The organism is Methylomonas sp. PHL2-19, from assembly GCF_059331595.1.
In genome coordinates, this window is sequence record NZ_CP196839.1 from 4,803,620 (window position 1) to 4,825,057 (window position 21,438).

24 protein-coding genes and 1 other RNA gene are annotated in these 21,438 nt (G+C 53.5%); 9 read left to right on the forward strand and 16 right to left on the reverse strand.

The window, feature by feature from the left end:
• Positions 1-214: 214 nt before the first annotated feature.
• From ACR02O_RS22115 to ssrA, 14 genes are all read right to left on the reverse strand, one after another.
• Positions 215-1,186, reverse strand: coding sequence for a nitrate- and nitrite sensing domain-containing protein (locus ACR02O_RS22115; RefSeq protein WP_494522396.1), 972 nt, complete (start codon positions 1,184-1,186; stop codon positions 215-217).
• 21 nt (positions 1,187-1,207) lie between these two features.
• Positions 1,208-2,380, reverse strand: coding sequence for a methyl-accepting chemotaxis protein (locus ACR02O_RS22120; protein ID WP_101052065.1), 1,173 nt, complete (start codon positions 2,378-2,380; stop codon positions 1,208-1,210).
• Between the two features lie 338 nt (positions 2,381-2,718).
• Positions 2,719-3,435 (reverse strand): M48 family metallopeptidase, encoded by a 717-nt coding sequence (locus ACR02O_RS22125; protein ID WP_458138349.1) that lies wholly within the window; start codon positions 3,433-3,435, stop codon positions 2,719-2,721.
• Positions 3,435-4,529 carry a hypothetical protein gene (locus tag ACR02O_RS22130; RefSeq protein ID WP_494523481.1) on the reverse strand — a complete coding sequence of 365 codons (1,095 nt, stop codon included), beginning with the start codon at positions 4,527-4,529 and terminating at the stop codon, positions 3,435-3,437. The genes ACR02O_RS22125 and ACR02O_RS22130 overlap by 1 nt, the downstream gene beginning before the upstream one ends.
• A 91-nt stretch (positions 4,530-4,620) precedes the next feature.
• The gene (locus ACR02O_RS22135; RefSeq protein ID WP_494522397.1) at positions 4,621-4,977 is read right to left on the reverse strand and encodes a hypothetical protein; all 357 of its coding nucleotides are present in this window, start codon (positions 4,975-4,977) and stop codon (positions 4,621-4,623) included.
• Positions 4,977-5,447 carry a Fic family protein gene (locus tag ACR02O_RS22140; protein WP_494522398.1) on the reverse strand — a complete coding sequence of 157 codons (471 nt, stop codon included), beginning with the start codon at positions 5,445-5,447 and terminating at the stop codon, positions 4,977-4,979. The genes ACR02O_RS22135 and ACR02O_RS22140 overlap by 1 nt, the downstream gene beginning before the upstream one ends.
• Positions 5,372-5,689 (reverse strand): hypothetical protein, encoded by a 318-nt coding sequence (locus ACR02O_RS22145; RefSeq protein WP_494522399.1) that lies wholly within the window; start codon positions 5,687-5,689, stop codon positions 5,372-5,374. Before ACR02O_RS22145 ends, ACR02O_RS22140 begins: the two co-directional genes overlap by 76 nt.
• An 81-nt stretch (positions 5,690-5,770) precedes the next feature.
• Positions 5,771-6,007: a hypothetical protein gene (locus ACR02O_RS22150; protein ID WP_494522400.1), complete on the reverse strand. Its 237-nt coding sequence runs from the start codon at positions 6,005-6,007 to the stop codon at positions 5,771-5,773.
• Between the two features lie 39 nt (positions 6,008-6,046).
• A complete protein-coding gene (locus tag ACR02O_RS22155; protein WP_494522401.1) occupies positions 6,047-6,508 on the reverse strand; it encodes a restriction endonuclease subunit S in 462 nt (153 codons plus the stop codon).
• Positions 6,509-6,632: 124 nt separating this feature from the next.
• Positions 6,633-7,730 (reverse strand): IS5 family transposase, encoded by a 1,098-nt coding sequence (locus tag ACR02O_RS22160; protein WP_458138937.1) that lies wholly within the window; start codon positions 7,728-7,730, stop codon positions 6,633-6,635.
• Between the two features lie 55 nt (positions 7,731-7,785).
• Entirely contained in the window at positions 7,786-8,877 is a 1,092-nt protein-coding gene (locus ACR02O_RS22165; RefSeq protein WP_494522402.1) for a restriction endonuclease subunit S, read from the reverse strand.
• A gap of 147 nt (positions 8,878-9,024) precedes the next feature.
• Entirely contained in the window at positions 9,025-9,543 is a 519-nt protein-coding gene (locus ACR02O_RS22170) for an REP-associated tyrosine transposase (RefSeq protein ID WP_494522403.1), read from the reverse strand.
• A 61-nt stretch (positions 9,544-9,604) separates the two neighbouring features.
• Positions 9,605-12,049: a type I restriction-modification system subunit M gene (locus ACR02O_RS22175; RefSeq protein ID WP_494522404.1), complete on the reverse strand. Its 2,445-nt coding sequence runs from the start codon at positions 12,047-12,049 to the stop codon at positions 9,605-9,607.
• A 226-nt stretch (positions 12,050-12,275) separates the two neighbouring features.
• Positions 12,276-12,656: a transfer-messenger RNA gene (gene ssrA, locus ACR02O_RS22180) on the reverse strand.
• Positions 12,657-13,016: 360 nt separating this feature from the next.
• Here ssrA and ACR02O_RS22185 point away from each other — a divergent pair.
• The 4 genes from ACR02O_RS22185 to trxC are packed head-to-tail and all read left to right on the forward strand — an operon-like array spanning position 13,017 to position 15,721.
• Positions 13,017-13,961, forward strand: a complete 945-nt coding sequence (locus ACR02O_RS22185) for a DnaJ C-terminal domain-containing protein (protein ID WP_458138351.1) — start codon at positions 13,017-13,019, stop codon at positions 13,959-13,961.
• 3 nt (positions 13,962-13,964) lie between these two features.
• Positions 13,965-14,273 (forward strand): chaperone modulator CbpM, encoded by a 309-nt coding sequence (locus tag ACR02O_RS22190; RefSeq protein ID WP_171696580.1) that lies wholly within the window; start codon positions 13,965-13,967, stop codon positions 14,271-14,273.
• A 2-nt stretch (positions 14,274-14,275) separates the two neighbouring features.
• Positions 14,276-15,229, forward strand: coding sequence for a zinc metalloprotease HtpX (locus tag ACR02O_RS22195; protein WP_458138352.1), 954 nt, complete (start codon positions 14,276-14,278; stop codon positions 15,227-15,229).
• Positions 15,230-15,286: 57 nt separating this feature from the next.
• Positions 15,287-15,721 (forward strand): thioredoxin TrxC, encoded by a 435-nt coding sequence (gene trxC / locus ACR02O_RS22200; RefSeq protein ID WP_458138353.1) that lies wholly within the window; start codon positions 15,287-15,289, stop codon positions 15,719-15,721.
• On the opposite strand, the gene ACR02O_RS22205 is transcribed toward trxC, so the two are convergent.
• Both ACR02O_RS22205 and ACR02O_RS22210 read right to left on the reverse strand, forming a co-directional pair.
• Positions 15,716-17,086, reverse strand: coding sequence for an O-linked N-acetylglucosamine transferase, SPINDLY family protein (locus tag ACR02O_RS22205; RefSeq protein ID WP_458138354.1), 1,371 nt, complete (start codon positions 17,084-17,086; stop codon positions 15,716-15,718). The genes trxC and ACR02O_RS22205 overlap by 6 nt on opposite strands.
• 115 nt (positions 17,087-17,201) lie before the next feature.
• Complete coding sequence (locus ACR02O_RS22210) at positions 17,202-17,624, reverse strand: hypothetical protein (protein WP_458138355.1); 423 nt, start codon at positions 17,622-17,624, stop codon at positions 17,202-17,204.
• Between the two features lie 90 nt (positions 17,625-17,714).
• Here ACR02O_RS22210 and cysD point away from each other — a divergent pair, with 90 nt between their 5' ends.
• The 5 genes from cysD to cysN are packed head-to-tail and all read left to right on the forward strand — an operon-like array spanning position 17,715 to position 21,362.
• Positions 17,715-18,623, forward strand: coding sequence for a sulfate adenylyltransferase subunit CysD (cysD, locus tag ACR02O_RS22215; protein ID WP_033156035.1), 909 nt, complete (start codon positions 17,715-17,717; stop codon positions 18,621-18,623).
• Positions 18,624-18,659: 36 nt separating this feature from the next.
• The gene (locus tag ACR02O_RS22220; RefSeq protein ID WP_051669815.1) at positions 18,660-19,079 is read left to right on the forward strand and encodes a DUF4124 domain-containing protein; all 420 of its coding nucleotides are present in this window, start codon (positions 18,660-18,662) and stop codon (positions 19,077-19,079) included.
• A 19-nt stretch (positions 19,080-19,098) separates the two neighbouring features.
• A complete protein-coding gene (locus ACR02O_RS22225) occupies positions 19,099-19,302 on the forward strand; it encodes a hypothetical protein (RefSeq protein ID WP_033156033.1) in 204 nt (67 codons plus the stop codon).
• A gap of 4 nt (positions 19,303-19,306) precedes the next feature.
• Positions 19,307-19,684 carry a type II toxin-antitoxin system death-on-curing family toxin gene (locus tag ACR02O_RS22230; RefSeq protein WP_033156032.1) on the forward strand — a complete coding sequence of 126 codons (378 nt, stop codon included), beginning with the start codon at positions 19,307-19,309 and terminating at the stop codon, positions 19,682-19,684.
• 52 nt (positions 19,685-19,736) lie between these two features.
• A complete protein-coding gene (gene cysN / locus ACR02O_RS22235; RefSeq protein ID WP_494522405.1) occupies positions 19,737-21,362 on the forward strand; it encodes a sulfate adenylyltransferase subunit CysN in 1,626 nt (541 codons plus the stop codon).
• Positions 21,363-21,438 lie beyond the last annotated feature (76 nt).

Here is a 21,438-nt window from a genome sequence, read left to right on the forward strand (position 1 = left end):
ACCATAGCGCAACAAACGGGTCTTGCCTAGGTTAGCTTGGCCAAGCGCACTGACATCCTGCCTTTTCCAGGATTTTTTCCCAATAAAGAGGGTGTAGACGGCTTACGTTAACCAGGCAAATTCGAAATGACACCTCTTATTTTGTACTACAGCTTCCCTAAAAGTAGTTTGCCGCCATCGAAAGCGTGGCTCTTGGTCTCGCCGGTTAAACGACTCAGTGCTGCAACACCAGCGAAGCCATCAAAAACACCAAGCTTACCAACACGATGGCGAAAGACTGATTGCTACTGCGTCTGGCACTTGCAAGCTGGTTTTGCAGGGCATGATTTGTAATCACTTCGCCCTGATCGTAAAGCGCAAAAATACTGTTCAATGTCCCCGTGGCGGTGTCAAAGAAAGCCGCCGGATCAATCGCCGGCTTATCCGCGGTCAGCAATTTTTGCTCGATATGACTAATAAAACCGGTGATGTGAACATAAACCGCAGCCGAAGCCTGCTGGAAACTGCTATCGGCAACCATGGACATGTTAGCGTTACCCATGCCGGCTTCAACCCGTTCGATGGCCTGACGGATGCGGGTAATCAGAAAACCCAGCTTGATCCTATCGGTGATCCGGCAGCGGCCGGCCGCAGCGATACCGGTGCCGATAGCCCGCGCCTGACCTATTGCCTCAGCGGTATCCGGCAAGAGATGCCACAGAATTTCTATAAAGCTGAACGGACAAATACTTTCCTGGTGTAATTGGCTATGCTCCGCTATATCTCGAATCAAATTGAGAATAGTGCCGGCCAATAAACAGTGTCGTTCAAAACTTGCTTCCCTGGTCAGATGCAGTACGGAAGGGTGTAGTTGTTTCCAGGCTTCGCGGATACCAACGAACGACTGCAACGATTCCGGCGACTGCTTAAACTGCCCGGAGAGTTGCTCGAGCTGCCGATCAATGTCGGATTGCAAGACCGTGATTTTGTATTTAAAGCTCAGATCGCCGTTCAAATAAGCGCTCACCATGCCGCGATGTTGTTGTATCTGCGTCAACAGGTTTTTCAAGGCGCCGGTCATTTCCAGGTAATGCAGCTGCCCACGTAGATGCTCAAGGCGCGTCCGGCGATTTTTGTAGCACATAAATGCAGCAGCACTGGTGATCACCGCCGCCAATAAAAACAATACACAAACATAATCGGGCACGTCTAATTCCCCTTTTATTGGTTAATGAGCAACGATTTGCGCCAATTTAGCCAAATGCCTGGCTATTTCAGCTGATTCCTGGGCCGCATTGCTGTTTTGTTCAACACTGTGCGCAATCGTCTCGATGTTACGGCCGATTTCCTGGCTTACCTGGGTTTGCTGTTCGGCGCTGGTTGCTATCATCGTGACGTTATTCAAGGCTTGATCCGCATACTGCCGAATCTCGGCCAGCGATTGCTCAACTTGGAAAGCTTTGTTAATGCCTTGTTCCGTTTGATCCCGAGTGGCGGCGATGGATTGAACGGCTAGATGAATTTTTTCCCGGACGGCTTCAGTGGTACCGGTTATTTCCTCAGCAGACTGTCGCACCCGTTTTGCCAGAGAGCGTACTTCGTCGGCTACCACGGCAAAGCCGCGACCGTATTCTCCGGCTCGCGCCGCTTCTATCGCCGCATTTAGCGCCAGGAGATTGGTCTGATCGGAAATGGCCTTAATTACTTCCGAGATACTGGCAACCTGTTGGGAATGTAACTCCAGATTTTGCATCAATTGAGCCAGGTCCTGAATCTCGCCAAACAGCGCGTTCATATCGGCGATAAAGCTTTCGATGGCCCGATGGCCTTGCTGGGAAAGCTGCTGCGTGGTCGACGATATTTTTTCGGCATCCCGGCATTGCCCCGCCACGCCCATGATACTGGCCGACATTTGTTCGATGGCCGCCGCCATCATCGTGGTTCTTTCGCGTTGGTTATCGAGTTTTTCGGCGACGAAACCGGCTCCCTGGTTGAGTTGGTCGGCGGCATAGGTCACTTCTTGAATAGACGCATGCACATCGCCTATGCGCCGGCCCAGGGCTTTGGCGGCTTCGTTAAAACCGCTATATAACTGTGACAGCTCGTCCTGACCGGTAAGCTGTAGACGCATATTAAAGTTGCCAAGCTCTAACTGCCTATGTGCGCCGATCAATGCCGCAATCGCACCCGATAGGGACGAATATAATGCTGACAACACCAGTATCCAAGCCAGATTAGCGGATACAATCACCAACCATTGCGGCCCGGAAATTGACACGCCCGCATCGACGAACATAGCCAAGGGCAGCACACTGGCCAATACAATTAGCGTCAATATCAGCGCAAATTTATTTTTTAGCTTGAAGCGACCGAGAAACGAGTTAACCAGCAATACGGACATTTTGATGCGCCTTCAGTTTAGACATGCCGATCTACCAGCAATTTTCTCGCCAGCAATATTGTCCGATACCTCCTAAGCCAAATAAGGGTGCGACGCACCAAAAGGACGAACTTCCCGTTGGATTTCACAAAAATACGCACCAAGTTGACTCAAACCCAAGAGCGCATTAATTAGAACCCGATGTCGAAACCAACAGGCAATAAAAAAGCCCAACTGAAACCAGTTGGGCTTTGATAATTTGGTGGGTGGGGACTATTGTATTAAGCTCTGCAGGCATTGTTTTACATAAAAATTATAAGAACCGCATTTCTTCATGCCCCCAATATTGAAGATTACTATTACTCTTTCCAATTTTCAGCAGACAACGGTAATTCATTCAACTCGGCTCGCGCTTCCTGCCAATTAGGGTAATAACCACTCAAAATGGTTAGGAAGCGCTCATTATGGGTAGGCTCCAATAAATGCACCATTTCGTGCAAAACGACATAATCTAACAAGTGCTTAGGCTTTTTGACCAATTCGGTGTTTAAACGGATATTACGCGCTCGCGGATTGCAACTGCCCCATTTAGTTTTCATACGTTGCAAAAAATAGTGCGCCACTTCGACCCCCAGCTTTACTTGCCATTTGGCAATCAATGGTGGGATGGCTTGATGCAACAATACCTTGTGCCATTCGTGAATCAGCTCTGCACGATTTTCTAATGCACTGTCTGCCGGTAGGTACAGCGTAATACGCCGATGATCGACCTTCACAAACGGCTTGCCGCCGCGCTCGATGATGGTCAACAAATGCCGCCGTCCCCAAAGATAGTGGGTCTCGCGCTCGACAAACTGCCTGGGGGTCTCTCTGGCCTGATTACGCAGTTTGGCCTGTTGATCGCGTATCCATCCCAACTTTGAAATCGCGTAAGCCCTGGCCACTTCCAAACGGGTTTCCAGCGGCGCGGCCAAGGTGACGCGGCCTTCCGGCGGATGCACCGACAAATGCACGTTCTTGATGGCCTTGCGGGTAACAGCGATGCTTATGTCGCCAAGCTCGATTGTTTCCGACATCAATATCCCGGCTGGTTCTTGATGATCTCGAATAGGGCCAGCGTGGCATTCGGGTTCTTGTTCAGCATTGGGTACAAGAAATTCTGAACGACGCGCTCTTTGGTTTCATCACCCTTCCAGCCCGCCGGCGCTTGCTCCCTCATGGCATGATCAATTTTTAGCGCCAGTTGCGCACGCTCATCGCTATAGTCGGTCGTGGGTTCCTGCACCTGTGACGTCGGCGTGGCTTCGGGCATCAGGTCTGCGAGATTATTGTAGATGACGATGGCCTCGTGCTTGCCATGCAAAATGGCGGGAATGCCGGCCTCGGGTTGTTTGGCCGCCAAGCGCTTGACCAACTCCTCAGCCTTGCGCAAAAACGCCTCATAAGCGGCAGTATCCGCTCGGCTTTGCTTGATCAGATCGTCTAGCAGCTTGGACATCTGCGCGTAGAACCTGGGGTCGGTGAGCTGGTCGCGAATGATGGTCTTGCGAACGTTGTTGATAATCCCCTCGGCGATAGCATTCTTCGACAGCTTGCCTTTCTGGTTCAGTTTCTTGGCGATGGCGTCGTGGATACCGGTCTCGATGATCAGCTCGGTCAGCGACATTTCACCCAGTTCCCCTAATTCCGCCGCCGGGTCGGCCTGGATGTAAGTGTTGATGAGGTGGCGCATGTCAGCCTCGTAAGGCTTAATGTCCAGTTCTTCACCCGAGTGTTTCTTGATGGCGGCCCGAATCTCGGCGTAGAACTCTACTGCCTTTTTCAATGCCTCGGCCTCAGCCTCGGAATAACCCGCCTCAATCAGTTCCTGGGCGATGTCGGCGTAGGCACGGGCAAAGATCGCCACTGCCTTGTAGAAGGTCACCCGCAATGCCTCGGTTTCGGTTAGCGCGTCGGGGTTGGCGGCATCGCCGCAGAAATAATGCAGGTACTGTTCGACTTCTCGCGGCGGCAGTACCGGTTCGCACAGGTAGTGCAGTGCTTGACGGGCATCGTCCAGTTGCCTCTTGCCTTCTTCCAGCCAGTTTTTCAGGCGCACGTTGTTTTCGCCGCCGTTGCCCTGGTCGATGTCCAGTTCGTCGGAACTGTAGACCGCGATGGCTTGTTGCACGTCGCCAAAGAGCTTTTTGAAGTCGACGATATGGCCGTAGTCCTTGTCGTCTCCATCCAGCCGGTTGGTACGGCAGATCGCCTGAAACAGATTATGGTCGCGCAGCTCGTTGTCGAGATAGATGTAGGTGCAGCTGACCGGCGGCGATTTGCACCGGAATGCCGTAGCGCAATAACTGATAGGTGCGAAGATTGGCTTGATAAAGCGTGATGCCGCTGACGTCGGCAGCAGTGTCCAGTTTTTGCAAAGCAGCACTTATGTGGGCGGCGGAATAGCCGCGTGCCATCAGGTTATCGCGAAGCAGTGCGGTTTCGATAGGGCGATTGTTCTGGCGTTTACTCCATTCGCCAAGATAGCGGTAACCCAGGCAATTGAGCTGTGACGGATCGGTGAACAGACTGACGATTCGGTTTTGAGTGTTACGTTCGGAGCGGGTGTTTTGATCCATTATTCCTTTATCTCCCAATGCCCACCTTTTTGCGGGCCCACATAGCGCAAACGTTCTTGCTCTCGAAGTTTGCGAGCGGCGCGTTCCACAGCGCTGGTCGATTTACCCAAACGAACAGCAACCTCCGCCAGGGTTAAAGTCGGCTGCTCCCGCAGCAGGGCTAAAATCTGTTCGGGAGTTTTCACCGGCGTTTTAACCAGCGTTTCAACCGGCGTTTCGCTGGTGATCGCTTGTTGCAGAGCTTCACCGATCGCATCAAGCATAAACAGGATGAAACCACTGCAATCGGTGGCTTGGTCGGCCTCGCCCAGCACACGGTAGTAATCGTCCTGCCGGCTTTTAATCACCGTCTCGACCGGCAAATAAGCCAAAATCGGTTGCCAACGGCTCAGTATCAGCGTTTGCCACAACCGGCCCATGCGTCCATTACCGTCGCTAAAAGGATGAATAAATTCCAGTTCATAATGCAAAGCGGACGAAGCAATCCCAGCACGGCTTTACCGGCCAGCACGGCCGTCACCTGTTCCACCGACAGTGTGTTCTGTTCGATAGCCAGCGATGCTTGAATGGTGCGAATACGGTTCCCCCGCCGCAGTTGCGGCGCCAACGTGTCCCGGCCTGCCTGTTTCCAGCGCCCCAGTAACTCGGCGATCTCCGCCACTTTGGCAAGCATGTTATGACTGAGCTGGAACGGAGGCTGATAGCTACTCATACTAACGGTAGTATATCGGCCTGCGGCTACCTGACCCATTCGGCCCGGCAAACATCATCCGCAGCCGCGGTGTTGCCGAAGTCATTTTTGCAGACGACGCAAACGCTGGCCGGGCCTGACTGGGATGGGTTTGGGCAATGCCTTCACTACCCGACGTGAGCCATCCGGCGAGGATTCGATCAATTGTCCATCCACCGCTTCCAGCACCGAATAACCGGCGGCCAGTGTCTGGTAATAAGCCTGTTTGATGGCGCCCTCGGCCAATTCCGGAATAAAGACTTCCTGAAACCGCAAGCTGTCTTCGTCAAGTACGTTCATCGAGAGCTCCATGGGTAAAAAAGGATTTAGCAGGCATGATCATAGCAGCCTGGTCTTGCCGGTGAGCAGTTCCTGCATCATGCCCTGTTTGAGGACTCGGGTTTTGTCTCGGCGGGCTTCCAGGGCGTCGAGTTCGGCGTCCATGTCGGAGAGGATGGTGGCGATAGCGGATTGTTCTTCATAATCAGGTGAGAAAATTGGAAAGTCTCTTACCTGCTGTAAAGATAAATTAGCTTGAGCACCTTGAACGCTTATACCCTCGATATGTTGTTTTATTTCAGAAAAACACAATACAAAAAAAGTGAAGAGCAAATTCAAATCCGAATTCGGTTTAAGTCTAACAATTGCCAATGCTTGGTTTGTGTTTGCCGGTAGAACGCACGAAGGTACTATACAAACACGACCCAGAGCGCCAGCGATTGAAAATAATAAATCACCAGCTTTTAACCTAGAACGACTAACAGGCTGGTGAAAAACCCGCCGATATTTCCCCTTACCCACGATGTTCGTGATTTTTTCGAGTTGAAATCGGTCATGACATCGAGTTTCAAGCGTTTTGCCCCGGTTTCAAGGGCTTTTTATTCGCCTGAAGCCGTCTGTGGACGGTTTTCAGGCGAACTTCACCCTAGGCGGGTGCACTCCACGCCGGTTTCGGCGTGAACACCAATAGGTTGAGCATGCGCGTCAGGTTGTAGGCGGCAAAGCAAAACAAGGCCTGACCCGCGACTTTGGCTAAGCCGATGTGACGGGTTTTGCGCAGGCCGCCGACCGTTTTGACCCAGCCAAAGGCTTCTTCGACGATTTTGCGGCGCTTGAGACTTTGGGCGTAACCTTTGCCGCGCGCGGTGCGGCCGTCGACGGCACTGCCAATCTTTTTGCGGGCCACATGGGCTTTGATATCACGGGACTCGAGTCCGTTGACGAACGCCGCTTGGTCATAGCCTTTGTCGGCACTGACGCTGCCACCTTGGGGCACGCGGCGTTTGATCATTTTTTGCGCGGCTTCGATTTCGGCGGTGCCGGTGGCTTGAGTGGTTTCGACATCGACAATCAGGCCGTTGCGATTCTCGGACAAGGCATGGGTGATGTAACGCAGTTTGGCCTCGGTGTATTCGCCTTTCTTGTAAAGCCGGGCTTCGGGATCGGTTGTACTTTGATGGGTGGCGTTGCTGCGCTTTTCGCCACTGAAGTCGATCTCGGGATTGCGGCCGGCGGGTTTATCGGGACCACTACCATCTTTTTTGACGAAGCTTTTGTGCGAGGCCCAGGCTTCAATGAGGCTACCGTCGACACTGAAGTGTTCGTCGGACACCAGATTTTGCCATTCGGCTATGGCCAGTACCCGCTCAAAAAATTCGCGACTCAGGGCTTCGGACAGCAGGCGTTCGCGGTTGGCACTGAACACTGTGCGTTCCCACACGGCGTCGTCGATGCCCAGACCGACAAACCAGCGAAACAACAGGTTGTAGTCCAGTTGTTCCATCAACTGACGCTCACTGCGAACGGTGTACAGCACTTGCAACAGCAAGGCGCGCAGCAGTTTTTCAGGGGCAATCGAGGGACGGCCTGTGTGCGAGTAACGCTCGGCAAAGACGGCATCCATTGAGGCCAATACGCCATCAACCAGTAGCCGTAAACGACGCAACGGATGCTGTTTGGGAATACGGTCTTCCAGGCTAACATAGCTGAACCAGCTGTTTTGAATGGCATCGTGTCCGCGCATTGAAAGGCTCCAAATTTAGGTAGCCTATTTTAACAGTTAGCCGCTCATCTATGCCTTAGCTTACTTGGCTTTTCGAGTTTTTCACCAGCCTGCTAAGTAGCTTATCGGTTTCCTCATCAATAAAGTCGAGTTTATCTTGGATGATTATGCCGCTTGCGCTTATAGCCTCGATCTTAATAAAAGTTACACCTGAATTAGTGAATTCTTTACCCAAAGATGAAGGGGTTGTTCCTTTGATAACCAATTCTGCCTGATCACCTAAACGTTTAAACTCCCACTCCCCACTAAATCCAGGCAAGCGGGTTTGGCCGGTGAGGAGTTGTTGCATGGCGGCTTGTTTGAGATCGCGCTTCTTGGCGATCAGCCGCTCTAGCCCGTCCAGCAGCGCATCCACGTCGCTCAACGCCGCCGCGATGGCGCGTTGTTCGACCTCGGAGGCATACGGAATCAGAACTCGACTCAATATGCCTTGATTTAAAGACGGCATCGTCGTTCCGATAGCGTTCTGAACTAGCCAGGATTGCACAGTTCGGCTTTGAAATTGAGCAGCCAAGTACGGAGGGTAACACTTGTTGTTTGGTCTGACGCTGATTCCATCAGAGCCCAAAAACCAGCCATCTTCAGCAGGGGAAACAAGCGCAGAGCGATTTACGGCCCCCTTTCTGCCAAAGACAATGTCGCCACTCCGAAGGACATATTGAGGCAGACGACGTACTACATTTTTTGGTATTTGTGGTGTGCGATCTGTGACGCGAAAACTACCCTCACCGACCTCGCCAACAGAAATAAGAGGGACTCCTTCATTGTCGGAATACTCGCTGGCCTTTAGCAGAGTCCCGAAGGGGCCGGTCTTAATTTGGCCAATTTCGTTGACTGATTTCACACTCCAATCCTCCGGAATAACCCCCACCTCCGTCATCTTGTAACCCGGCTTAATCAAAGTCGCATTTCCAACCGGCAAGCGATAAGTAGTAGGGTGGATAAGCGAACGCGCATCCACCGGAGGCTTCAATGACTCGGTGGATGCGCTTTGCTTATCCACCCTACGGGAGGATTCGTCATACCGCGCTTCCTTGTCGATCCGCAAACCATAAGCCGCGCTAGCTTCGTTGACCGCCTCGGCATGGTTTGTTGGTTGATTACTCATTGGGTTGCATTTTCCACGGCATCGTTGAACCGTTGAACCTTGGGCAAGTAGTAGTAGGGTGGATAAGCGCCAGCGCATCCACCGGACCTCGGCAAATAATGGTGGATACGCATTCGCTTATCCACCCTACGTTGGGTGCTTTTGCGGTCATTCGTGCTCCATGTCGCTGATGTGGTTTGGCGGCGTGGCACCCCAATCGGCATCGTACCAACCTTTTTTGACGGCACCGGCGAACGATGACCACGGCCAATCGCTGGGGCGCTGCGCTAATCCGTGTTTGACCGGGTTGTAATGAATGTAATCCACGTGGCGCCGCCAATCGTCCGCATCGCGAATCGTATGCTCCCAAAACCGCCGTTGCCAGACCAATCGCTCGTTTCTGGCATTGGTGGTGGTATCGATTTGGCGGGAAAAGGCTTTTTTGATTTCGCGCCAACGACCGGAATAATCCGCGTCGTCATCCGGCATACACCAAATACAATGCAGGTGATCCGGTAAAATGACCATTGCGTCGATTTGAAACGGGCGGCTTGCCTTGACTTTACGCAAGGCCTCTCGAAACAGCGAAACCCGCGCATCATCGATAAAAACCGGCTTGCGCCGCCAAGTGACGACGGTAAAGAAATAACAAGCGCCCGGAATCCGGATGCGTTGGTAATCGCTCATGTTGCCGGTGTAGGAATATCGGCGGATGCGCTAGCGCTTATCCACCCTACGTTATGCTCATTCATGGCCATACCACACCCATTTTTTTGAGGTGTTCTGCCACGCGAACGGCCAGGGCCGCCGCCTCGTCTTCCAGTTGAGGCAGCGGTGTGGCGTAGCGTTCGGCCAATTGCCGGATGCGGCCGGTCAAGGTTTGCGAGACTCTATCCAGTTCGCCCTGCACGGCTGCGGACAGGTGCGCCATCCACTTGTCGTCGATGACTAGGGTCTTGATTTCGGCTTCGCTCAGCTTTGGATATTTTTCGTAGGCCAGTTGGTCGAGCGCGGCTTCGGCTTCCTTGATCTGCTTTTTTAACCCGATGATCTGGTTGCCGAGTTCCAGCCACTGTTTTAATACTTTCAACTCGTCGGTGCCGTCCGGGTCTTTACCAATTTCCTTGATCCGGTCTTTAACGGCGGCGGCATTGATGTTGTCGTAACCGGAAAAGATGGCGTCTTCGCCGTTGTGCTCTTCTTCCAATTCGGTTTGGCTAGCGGTCGCCGTTTCCAGTTCGGCCTGTTTGGCTTCGATGGCAGCCTGTTCGTCGGCAAAGTAGCGGGCGACGATATAGGGCTTAGGGATCAGATCGCAGACCCAGCCCTTGTCCTTGGTTTTGCCCTTTTTATCGGTTTCGACGATGCGGGTCGGTTGGGCCACCCAACCATCGGCGGCGATCAGATAGCAGTCGTCCTGCATGGTGTCGGCCCAGTAGTCCATCAGGTGCTGGTAGATGTCGTAGGCGTCCAGCAGCGGCGCGGGCTTGAAGGTATTTAATAGATCTTCGGCAATGGTTTCGATCAAGGCTTTGGGGTGGCCTTCTTTACCAAAGCCGGTCAGTTGTGGCGTGGTAGCGTCGCGCCAACCTTGAAAGCGTTCAGTCGCCTCGGCGTTGAAGGCTGTGAATTCGGCATGGCCGAAGATGGCGGGTTTGACCTCGGCCAGTGGCAGCGTTAATTGCGCGTAACCGGGTCGCTCCCTCTCCTGCTGGAGAGGGTTGGGGTGAGGGGAGAAAAGAGCGGCGCGCACGCCGGGCAGCACCTGCCAGTAATCGGCCAGCGCATCCAGGTCGCGTTCGGGGATGCCGCCGTTGAGGTGGCCGTTGATGTCCTGAATATCTTCCGGCTCGCTGCTGTCGATGTAACGCGGCAGATTCAGGTTAAAGTCGTTTTTGGGCTCGGCGATTTCATCGAACGCCACCATCCGCGCATAGCGCGGCACGTCGGCTTGCTTGCCGAAGGTGTCGACGATTTTGTGGATGTCCTGCTCGCGCAGGCGGTTCTTGTTGCCGTCCTTGATATAGCCCTTGCTGGCGTCGATCATGAACACGCCTTTGCGTGCAGCGGCGTTTTCTTTATCGATGACCAGGATGCAGGCCGGAATGCCGGTGCCGTAAAACAGGTTGGCCGGCAGACCGATGATGCCTTTCAAGTAGCCGGAGCGGACCAGTTGCTGACGGATCACCGCTTCGGCATTGCCGCGAAACAGCACGCCGTGCGGCAGAATGCAGGCGGCTTTGCCGCCCGCTTTCAGACTACGGATGATGTGCAGCAAATAGGCGTAGTCGCCTTGTTTGGCCGGCGGCTCGCCCCAAGTAAAGCGCTGGTAAGCATCGTCGCCCGGCGTCAGGCCGGTGCTCCAGGTCTTGTCGGAAAACGGCGGATTGGCGACCACGTAATCGTAAGTGCGCAGTTGCTCGCCATCCTTGAACTTGGGCGCGGCCAACGTGTTGCCGGACAGGATGTTGGCGGTTGGGAAGTCGTGCAGGATCATGTTCATCCGCGCCAGACCGGCGGTGGTGACGTCTTTTTCCTGGCCTTCGAGGGTAATATGTTTGCCGGCTTCGGCGGCGACTTTCAGCAGCAAGGAGCCGGAACCGCAAGTCGGGTCGTAAGCGGTCGTGGAGCCTTTGGCGTTTTCCGGCGAGATGCCGATGGCTTTGGCGATGACGCGACTGACTTCCGATGGTGTATAAAACTGGCCCTTGCTTTTGCCGCTTTCAGTGGCGAAGTGGCGCATCAGGTATTCGTAGGCGTCGCCGAGAATGTCGTCGTGCTCGGCGCGGTTTTTGGAGAAATCCAGCTCGGGCTTCTGGAAGATACTGATCAGGTTGGAGAGCTTCTCCACCATGTCCTTGCCTTCGCCGAGTTTGTTGGGATCGTTGAAGTCGGGAAAGTCGCTTTTCGACAAGCGGGCGTTGGCGTTGACCAAGGGGCCGATAATCTGGGTGTTGATCTTGTCGCCGATGTCGGATTTGCCCTTGAGGGCGATCATGTCCTTGAAACTGGCGCCGGGCGGAATCACCACCGGCGGCGCGAAGTCGTCGCTGTCGGCGTATTTGTCGGTGATGTATTTGATGAACAGCATGAACAGTACATAGTCCTTGTACTGACTGGCGTCCATGCCGCCACGCAATTGGTCGCACGAGGCCCATAGGGAGGAATAGAGGTCGGATTTTTTGATGGCCATTGATGAGTATTTATAACTACTATGGTTTGCTCATTAGCTTTAAAGCAAAGCACCAAGATTTAGGAAGCACGATTGTTTTTCCATAAATAAGCTACTTGTCTCAAGCTTGCTTGCCCGATCATGCGGCTCTGTTAGTGACCTCAATATTGGATTAGAAAAATCCAGCAAGATAAAAATTTCTTTAACCCATAAAAAACGGGGCCTTAGCCCCGTTCTTAATCTTAGGTGGTGGAGGTGGGGGGAATTGAACCCCCGTCCGCAAGCACTCCGCCACAAGCTCTACATGCTTATCCCGCGCTTTTAATTTAACTGTTGACTACCCGTCGGGCCAAGAGGATCAACAGCGATTTCGATTGGATTTAGCGATTCAGGCTCCGAACTAAGCCCTGGCGCGATCTTATGTAATATGATCCCTGAGCGCCTCTCGAAAGAGACTCCAGACGCATAAGTACATCTGGTCAGAGAAGTGGTGCAGGTTTTAAGCTGCTAAGGCCACTGAGTAGTTTTCGTCGTTTGCGAATACTTGTTTTCAGTAGGTTTTACGAGCTGTACTGTGCTCGGCATGCACCTGAGGTTTTGCTACCCACGTCGAAGCCATGTCACCCCCAAGAAGTTATATCTTATCAAATCGATAAAATAATTGTCAGTAAGATGGGTTTGAAATCAACGATTTCAAGTTCTTCCGAAAAATAACCGCAGGGCAAAGCCTCTTGTTTTTAGACCAGCGCACCTCCATTTTTTCAGGCATCTTCGGTTGATAGGTTTTATTTAAGATTGTCGCTCTCCAGGCAATCCGCTATAAAACCGTTATTAACCTGGGCCTTGAGCAGCGTTCGCCTGGAGTTCGTCGGAAGGCACCCCAACCGTGGGCTTCGACAAGTTCTGCCAGAACAATATGTCTGCGGTAAATTAGGGCCGGGCAACAATTAGATTTAGCTTGGTCAACGTCGGTCATAGGAGGCATGGCGTGCAATACAAAGACTATTATCAAATTCTCGGCGTCAATCGCGACGCGGTGCTTGCGGACATCAAAAAAGCTTACCGCAAGCTGGCGCGCAAATATCACCCGGACATTTCAAAGGAAGCGAATGCCGAGGCGCACATGAAAGAAATCAACGAAGCCTACGCGGTACTGTCGGACACTGAAAAACGCGCAGCTTACGATCAATTGGGACGTGGCTATCGGCCCGGCCAGGAGTTCCATCCCCCGCCCAATTGGGATGCCGGCTTCGAGTTTTCCAGCACCGATACGGCCGATTTCGGCGACTTTTTCAGTCAATTATTCGGCAAAATGGGTGCTGGCCGTGCGCGCGGCGGGCCATTCGAAGGCCAAGCCGACTTCCATACCCAAGGCGAGGACCATCACGCCAAAGTGCTGCTGGATATAGCCGACGCTTTTAACGGCGCGGCCCGGCAAATCAGCTTGCGCGTGCCGCGCATGGATGCCGGCGGCCATGTGATTTTGGACACCCGCACCTTGAACGTAAAAATCCCCAAGGGTGTGTACGAGGGCCAGATTATCCGCCTGGCCGGCCAGGGCGCACCAGGCATGGGTAACGGCAAATCGGGCGACTTGCTGCTGGAGGTGCATTTCAATCCGCATCCGCGTTTGCGGGTGGACGGCAGCAATCTGCATATGAGCTTGCCGGTCACGCCTTGGGAAGCGGCATTGGGGGCGATGGTGCCGGTGAATTTATTCGATACCGGCCTGAAAGTGCGTATCCCGGAAGGCACGCAAAGCGGCCAGCAACTGCGGCTGCGCGGCAAGGGCATACCCAGCGCGACACCCGGCGATTTGCTGTTGGATATTCAGGTGGTATTGCCGCCGGCCAACACGGCCAAAGCTAAAGCACTTTACGAAACCATGGCGCGCGAGCTGGCTTTCGACCCGCGCACAAACCACAGGAGCTAAAGCATGTCATCAGCCGAGAACTTGATCGACGCCGTTCTGGAAGACAGCGGCCTGACTTTGCAGCAACTGGCGGCCATCTGCGCAGTAGAACCGGAATGGATTACCCGGCATATAGAAGAAGGCTGGCTCAATCCGCTGCCGCAACAGCAAAGCGAATGGCGTTTTTCCAGCGCCCACTTGGTGCGGGTGCGGCGTATCGTTAGCCTGGAACGCAATTTCGAAGCCTTGCCTGAGCTAGCGGCACTGGTCGCGGACATGCAAGAAGAAATTGACGACTTACGCCGCCGATTACGCCGGGCAGGCCTGGAGTAACCATGCAAACTATCGAATGGCATCGCCACAGTTGGCTCAACCGCCTGCAGACATTACTTTTAATGTTGGCGCTACTGGTAATCTGCACCTTGGCCGGCAGCCTGTTGTTCGGCGAAGAAGGTATCTGGATTGCGTTGGCTACCGGCGCGATTGCGCTGATCTTCGAACCGGCGGCAGCCTGGCGCTTGACGCTAAGTCTTTACCGGGCGAGGCCTATCCATCCGCAAGAAGCGCCGGCGCTGTGGCAAATGCTGCAGGTACTGACCGAACGCGCCGAACTGCCGAGCGTTCCGGCGCCGTATTACATTCCCAGCCCGCTTATCAATGCCTTTGCGGTCGGCAGCCGCCAACAATCGGCCATTGCGTTGACCGACGGTTTATTCAAACAACTTAACTCGCGGGAACTGGCCGGCGTGTTGGCGCACGAAATGGCGCATATTGCCAATAACGATTTGCGGGTGATGGGCTTGGCCGATGCGATTAGCCGGATTACCGCTTTATTCGCCGCCACCGGACAGTTGTTTTTGTTGCTGTCCATCCCTTTGCTGCTGTTCGGTGAGATCAGTTTTCAAATCAATTGGCCGGGTTTGTTGCTGCTGTTGTTTTCGCCGCATCTGGCCTTATTGATGCAGCTGGGCTTATCACGCATCCGCGAATACGATGCCGACCTGAATGCGGCGGCGCTGACCGGCGACCCCTTGGGTTTGGCGACAGCCTTGGCGCATATCGAACGAGTCAGTGGCGGCTGGAAGTCGATACTGCTACCGGGCTGGGGCAATCCGGAGCCTTCTTGGCTGCGCACTCATCCGCCCACCGCTGAACGGGTACTCCGCCTGCAAGCCTTAAGCCCCAGCCGGCCGCAAACGCTTTGGCACGAACCGTTCATCGCTCCGAGTTTCGGTAACCGGGTGGTTGTTCGGCCAGTTCGTTGGCGCATCGGCGGTTTGTGGCGATAGTTGGTTAATTTTTAGTGGCGAATAGATTCGCCGAAACCTATATTTCGAGAACACCATATGAGTGAATCCCTACATTTAGTCTGCCCAGATTGCCTAGCTGTCAACCGCTTACCGGCAAACCGTTTGTCGCAAAATCCAAAATGTGGGCAATGCCATCAAGCCTTGTTCAGCGGTCATCCGTTGGCGCTGACTACGAAAAGCTTTGAAACCCATCTTGCGCGAAACGACATTCCGATGCTGGTGGATTTTTGGGCGGATTGGTGCGGACCTTGCAAAATGATGGCGCCAGCTTTTGGGCAAGCCGCGCAAGTTTTGGAACCGCGCGTGCGTTTGGGCAAAGTCGACACCGAAGCCGAGCAGCAGCTCAGCGCCCGATACAATATTCGCAGCATTCCGACGCTGATTCTATTCAAGGGAGGAAAAGAACTGACCAGACAAGCCGGCGCGCTAAGCGCGCAAGACATCGTTCGCTGGGTCAATAGCCAGCTATAAGCGCGGCTCGGTTTGGCCGATCGCTATCGGCAAATCGCCCGCGACATGCCGCTGCCACATGGTTTTATACAAGGCTTCCAAATGCCGAGTGTAGGCCTTGATATCAAACAGCGGCGTGCTCAGGCGATTATCGGCCAACTTCTGCCGGACCTCACTTAAGCGCGCGGGATTGCTGGCTAACTCCAGAGCCAAATCGTAATAGCCTTCCAAATCCGCGGCAATCAACTCCGGCAAGCCGATCGCATGCAGCAAGCTGCCGGCAACCCGCGACGCAAAGGTATCGCCGACGCACGTGACTATCGGCACTCCCACCCATAAGGCATCGCTAGCGGTGGTATGCGCGTTGTAGGGCTGAGTATCCAGCACCAGATCGGCCAAGGCCAGGCGGCCCAAGTGTTCGACCTGCGGTAAATCGTCGGCAAATATCAATCTATCCGGCGCTATGCCGCGTTGATACGCTTCATTTCTAAGCCGGCCTTTGGCTTTGGAGTTCTTTAACAACCACAACACACTGCCCGGCACGCTATACAACAGTCGACACCAGATATCGAACACTTCCGGGGTAATTTTATAGGCCTGGTTAAAACAGCAAAACACAAAACTGTGCTCTTCCAAACCATGCTGAGCGCGTTTGGTCGGCTTGCCAATTTCGGCATGCCGGCCGTGCGGTTGATAACTATCCGGCAGGTAGGCAAAGGCTTCGCTGTAATCAGCTGCGCTGGCTGCCGGCGTCAGGTAGGGATCGGTGATGATGTAATCACAGAAATCGCCGCCCAAGGTACCGGGATACCCCAGGTAGTTGACCTGAATCGGCGCTGGTCGGTAGCTAAGAATCTCGGTGCGGGTGCCGCGGGTGTAACCTTTTAAATCGATCAGAATGTCGATGTTATCGTGGTGGATGGCTTGGGCGGCTTCAGATAAAGACAGGGCTTGCAGATCGACAAAACTGTCGAAAAATTCACACAGGCGTTGGCGCATGCCCAGGCCGTCGTCCGGGCCATAAGAATAGGCATACACTTCAAACTGCTCTCGATCATGGGCTTCGAACAACTCGGCCAGCAAAAATGCCGTGGCATGCTCATGAAAATCGCAAGACAAATAGCCCAAACGAATTTTAGGTCTGTTGCTCGTAGGGTAGTTAAAAGCCAGATCGGCTCGTTCCAGCGCACTAGCATCGATACGATCTTTCAACCAGAGATCAGCACACAAGCGTTGTTCCGCGGCCGACACCCCCGTCATCGATAACAAATGAAACGGCGAGACTTTATTGCTTTCCTGAGCCGCCAAGCTTAGACGCATCTTCTCGCGCCATTCCTCGAAACGCTCCCATTCGCAAAGGCTGCGACTGCGATCATAGAATTTCATCTGCCTGACTCCGTCGCCATCTTGCCTAATGGCCCGCGAAGATACGCGGGACTTGAACCTCATGGTACCCCAAATCCGACGCAGTGCCTGATTTATCGGGGTAAGGACTAAAGCGCTACAGCATTTGTAACAGTGGTTTGAGCGGAATGGAGAACTTTTGCCTGGCGACATCGCCAATCACACCGGTATAACTGCGCTGTAGATACAAATCCACACCGCACACCCGAGCGATCATTGAGCAGCGGCCGCTAAGCGCAAACTGCTCGCCCTGCAGCCGATAAATTAATGGTACACAGTCGTTGCGCAGTATCGGCCCCGCGACGATGAAATCAATGCGCTGATCGAACATTTCGTATTCAAGGCTTTCCGGCAACAGCGCCAGCTCCGCCAACAACACCTTGTCGTCATCGCCGATAGTGCCGTAAATACTGCAACGGCATTGACGCAAATCCATCAGTAACAGGTCTGCCAGTTTTGGCGCATTGAGCCGACCGGGCTGCTGCCCGGCCAGTTTTTCCAGTCCGTGTATCTGTCTCATAAGCTTTGCCGATGGCGTCGATGGGGCTTTGCCTTTAAAATAGCGGGCTTACACTCCACAGCAAACATGGCCGTGCGCCCCGGATAATTGATGACCGATTATAAATTAACCCATCTGAAACAGCTCGAAGCAGAAAGCATCCATATCATTCGCGAAGTGGCGGCGGAATTTGAAAAGCCTGTCATGCTGTATTCGATAGGCAAGGATTCCGCTGTGATGCTGCATCTGACTCGCAAGGCATTCTTCCCCGGCAAACCGCCGTTTCCGTTGTTGCACGTCGATACCACCTGGAAATTTCGGGAAATGATCGAGTTTCGTAACAACATGGCGAAAGATCTGGGTTGGGATTTAATCGTGCATATCAACGAAGAAGGCGTCGCCCAGGGCATAGGCCCGTTCACGCACGGCAGTAAAAAACATACCGACGTGATGAAAACCGATGCGCTGAAACAAGCCTTGAACAAATACCAGTTCGACGCGGCCTTCGGCGGTGCGCGCCGCGACGAGGAAAAATCCCGCGCCAAGGAACGGGTGTATTCATTCCGCGACAAAAACCACCGTTGGGACCCGAAAAACCAACGCCCGGAACTCTGGAACATTTATAACGGCAAAGTCGATAAAGGCGAGTCCATCCGCGTGTTCCCGCTATCCAACTGGACCGAGCTGGACATCTGGCAATACATTCACTTGGAAAACATCCCCATCGTGCCGCTGTATTTTGCCAAAGAACGGCCAGTGGTCGAAAAAGACGGCATGCTGATCATGGTCGACGACGAGCGCATGCCTATCGGCCCCAACGACAAAGTGGAAATGAAAATGGTGCGCTTCCGCACCCTGGGTTGCTATCCCTTGACCGGCGCTGTGGAATCCACAGCCACCACCTTGCCGGAAATCATCCAGGAAATGCTGCTGACCACCACTTCCGAACGCCAGGGCCGTTTGATCGACCATGATCAGGCTGGGTCTATGGAACAGAAGAAACGGGAAGGTTACTTCTAAACGCTTGTACCATTAGCGAATGAGGAAACACGAATAGTGAAGAAATTCTTGTGCTTGTTTATCCTGTTTTACTCCGCGGATAGCTTGGCCGGTGTTTACAAATGTACCGACGCTAAAGGTCATGTAGTCTATTCGGATACCGCTTGCGATCACAAAGCGGATCGCAAGACACCGGATTTAAAACCGCTCGCGGAAGTGAAAGCAGAACAGCCGCTTTCCTCAAAACTAACCGACAAAGTTAAAGGCCTTTTCGAAAGCGCCCCAAAACCAGAGCCTAACAATCCAACAACCGGCGCCACAGAGCGCAATGCACAAAACTTCGTTTGCGACGGCCGCGTCTATTGCTCGCAAATGAGATCGTGTGAAGAGGCGACGTATTTCATCAATAACTGCCCGGACACCAAAATGGACGGCAACAATGACGGTGTTCCCTGCGAAAAGCAGTGGTGCCGATAAATCATTTGAGGGGTGACCTATGCAATTACACGAAGAAATACAAGAACACCTCGCAAGACTGGAGCCCCGTCTGCAAGCCGAGGTATTGGATTTCGTCTTGTTTTTGGAACAAAAACAACAGCAAGCCTTGCCCGATAGCGTAATTAACGATGAAGACGCTTTAAAGATTCACGAGCAATTGATGAATCAATATGCCGACGCCTTTGCTAAATTAGCGCAGTAACAGCATGCCCGAGTTGTTTTTTATCTCGAAAACTTTGGCATTGACGATACATCGGCAACAGATAGAACGCTTCGGCGGCACGCAGGGCATCAGGGATGAAGCCTTGCTGGAATCGGCGCTCGGCGCAGCCCGGCAAACTTGGCACTACAACGGCGACATTTTTCAAACCGCCGCTCAATACTGCTATTCGCTGGCCAATAACCATCCGTTTCTGGACGGTAACAATCGAGCCGCTGCGGCCTGTATGCTGGTTTTTCTAGCTGCCAACCATAAACAACCGGCCATGGATAACACCCAGCTCTACGAATGGGTGATTAATGTAGCAACCCGGCAATTGAGTCGTGACGAACTAGCCGAATTATTAAAACAACATTGCAAGTAAGCGCTTTAACAGCGCGGCACCTTTTATTACAAATAAGGCATTTAGGAACCCCATGTCCCACCAATCCGACCTCATCAGCACCGACATCAACGCCTATCTGGCGCAACACGAACGTAAAGAGCTATTGCGCTTTTTAACCTGCGGCAACGTCGACGACGGCAAGAGTACTTTGATCGGCCGCTTGCTGCACGACTCGAAAATGATTTACGAAGACCAACTGGCCGCCGTGCAGGCCGACAGCGTCAAGTCCGGCACCACCGGCGCCGGCAAGATTGACTTGGCCTTGCTGGTCGACGGCTTGCAGGCCGAGCGCGAACAAGGCATCACCATCGACGTCGCCTACCGCTATTTCTCCACTTCGACGCGCAAATTCATCATCGCCGACACCCCAGGCCACGAGCAATACACCCGCAACATGGCCACCGGCGCCTCGACCTGCGACTTGGCAGTAATCTTGATCGACGCCCGTTACGGCGTGCAAACCCAAACCAAGCGCCACAGCTTCATCGCCTCCTTGCTCGGCATCAAGCACATCATCGTCGCCATCAATAAAATGGATTTGGTCGGTTACAGCGAAGAAACCTTCCACAAGATTCAAGACGACTATCTGACCTTTATCAAATCACTGGATTTGCACGACGTGCATTTCATTCCGATGTCTGCATTGGACGGCGATAACGTAGTCAACCCCAGCGCCAACATGCCCTGGTTCACCGGCATGCCGATGATGGAGTTGCTGAATAGCATAGAAATCGCCAGCGACCACAACTTCGCCGACGCCCGTTTCCCGGTGCAATACGTCAACCGCCCCAACCTGGATTTCCGCGGCTTTTGCGGCACCGTCGCATCCGGCGTATTTCATAAAGGCGATGCCATTACTGCGCTGCCGTCCGGCAAAACCAGCAAGATCAAATCCATCGTCACCTTCGATGGCGAGTTGGACGAAGCGTTTGCGGCCATGGCGGTCACGTTGACACTTGAAGATGAAATAGACGTCAGCCGCGGCGACATCATCCTGGGCCAGCAACAAGCCGCGCCCAGCATCGCCGACAAATTCAAAGCCACTATCGTCTGGATGACCGAGCAAGCCATGGTGCCTGGACGGCAGTATGTGATTAAGCTGGCGACGCGCAGCGTGTCCGGCTCAGTGTCGATGATTCACCACCGTATCGACGTCAACACGCTGGAACACCACGATGCCAATGAGTTGAAACTGAACGAAATCGGTTCTTGCACCGTGGCAGTCAATGCGCCGGTGGTATTCGACCCATACAAACGCAACAAAACCACCGGCTCCTTCATCGTCATAGACCGCCTGACCAACGTCACGGTCGGCGCCGGCATGATTACGGGCGACGCCAGCGCGGAAGACTGGTCACCGGTGTCCGCGGCAGAGCGGGCGATACGCTTCAGCCAAACCGCCAGCATCATCGCCTTGAGCGGCGCCAATGCCCAACAAGTGGCTTACCAATTGGAACGCAAACTGTTCGATACCGGCCATGCCACGACGGTATTGGAACAAGCCAACGATGCGCTGGCTACCGCGATCAAAAACGCTGGTTTATTGTGCCTGTGCCTTGATGGAAAACCGGCCGCAGCCGATTTGAGCTTTGATTGCGATCAATACAGCGTCGATGACATCTACGTTGCATTGAAAAATCGGGAAGTGATTCGTTAATGATGTATTCGCCAAGCACTGGTCTTGTGCGATATTTAGGAAGGGCGGCGAACCTCGCCGCCCTTTTTCCAGCAGA

Excerpts from the sequence above, each read along its gene's own strand:
- ACR02O_RS22120 (WP_101052065.1), bottom strand. The coding sequence starts at position 2,380 with ATGTCCGTATTGCTGGTTAACTCGTTTCTCGGTCGCTTCAAGCTAAAA.
- ACR02O_RS22125 (WP_458138349.1), bottom strand. The coding sequence starts at position 3,435 with ATGTCGGAAACAATCGAGCTTGGCGACATAAGCATCGCTGTTACCCGC.
- ACR02O_RS22135 (WP_494522397.1), bottom strand. The coding sequence starts at position 4,977 with ATGGATCAAAACACCCGCTCCGAACGTAACACTCAAAACCGAATCGTC.
- ACR02O_RS22145 (WP_494522399.1), bottom strand. The coding sequence starts at position 5,689 with ATGAGTAGCTATCAGCCTCCGTTCCAGCTCAGTCATAACATGCTTGCC.
- ACR02O_RS22150 (WP_494522400.1), bottom strand. The coding sequence starts at position 6,007 with ATGAACGTACTTGACGAAGACAGCTTGCGGTTTCAGGAAGTCTTTATT.
- ACR02O_RS22160 (WP_458138937.1), bottom strand. The coding sequence starts at position 7,730 with ATGCGCGGACACGATGCCATTCAAAACAGCTGGTTCAGCTATGTTAGC.
- ACR02O_RS22165 (WP_494522402.1), bottom strand. The coding sequence starts at position 8,877 with ATGAGTAATCAACCAACAAACCATGCCGAGGCGGTCAACGAAGCTAGC.
- ACR02O_RS22170 (WP_494522403.1), bottom strand. The coding sequence starts at position 9,543 with ATGAGCGATTACCAACGCATCCGGATTCCGGGCGCTTGTTATTTCTTT.
- ACR02O_RS22175 (WP_494522404.1), bottom strand. The coding sequence starts at position 12,049 with ATGGCCATCAAAAAATCCGACCTCTATTCCTCCCTATGGGCCTCGTGC.
- ACR02O_RS22190 (WP_171696580.1), top strand. The coding sequence starts at position 13,965 with ATGTCATCAGCCGAGAACTTGATCGACGCCGTTCTGGAAGACAGCGGC.
- ACR02O_RS22195 (WP_458138352.1), top strand. The coding sequence starts at position 14,276 with ATGCAAACTATCGAATGGCATCGCCACAGTTGGCTCAACCGCCTGCAG.
- trxC (WP_458138353.1), top strand. The coding sequence starts at position 15,287 with ATGAGTGAATCCCTACATTTAGTCTGCCCAGATTGCCTAGCTGTCAAC.
- ACR02O_RS22205 (WP_458138354.1), bottom strand. The coding sequence starts at position 17,086 with ATGAAATTCTATGATCGCAGTCGCAGCCTTTGCGAATGGGAGCGTTTC.
- ACR02O_RS22210 (WP_458138355.1), bottom strand. The coding sequence starts at position 17,624 with ATGAGACAGATACACGGACTGGAAAAACTGGCCGGGCAGCAGCCCGGT.
- cysD (WP_033156035.1), top strand. The coding sequence starts at position 17,715 with ATGACCGATTATAAATTAACCCATCTGAAACAGCTCGAAGCAGAAAGC.
- ACR02O_RS22225 (WP_033156033.1), top strand. The coding sequence starts at position 19,099 with ATGCAATTACACGAAGAAATACAAGAACACCTCGCAAGACTGGAGCCC.
- ACR02O_RS22230 (WP_033156032.1), top strand. The coding sequence starts at position 19,307 with ATGCCCGAGTTGTTTTTTATCTCGAAAACTTTGGCATTGACGATACAT.
- cysN (WP_494522405.1), top strand. The coding sequence starts at position 19,737 with ATGTCCCACCAATCCGACCTCATCAGCACCGACATCAACGCCTATCTG.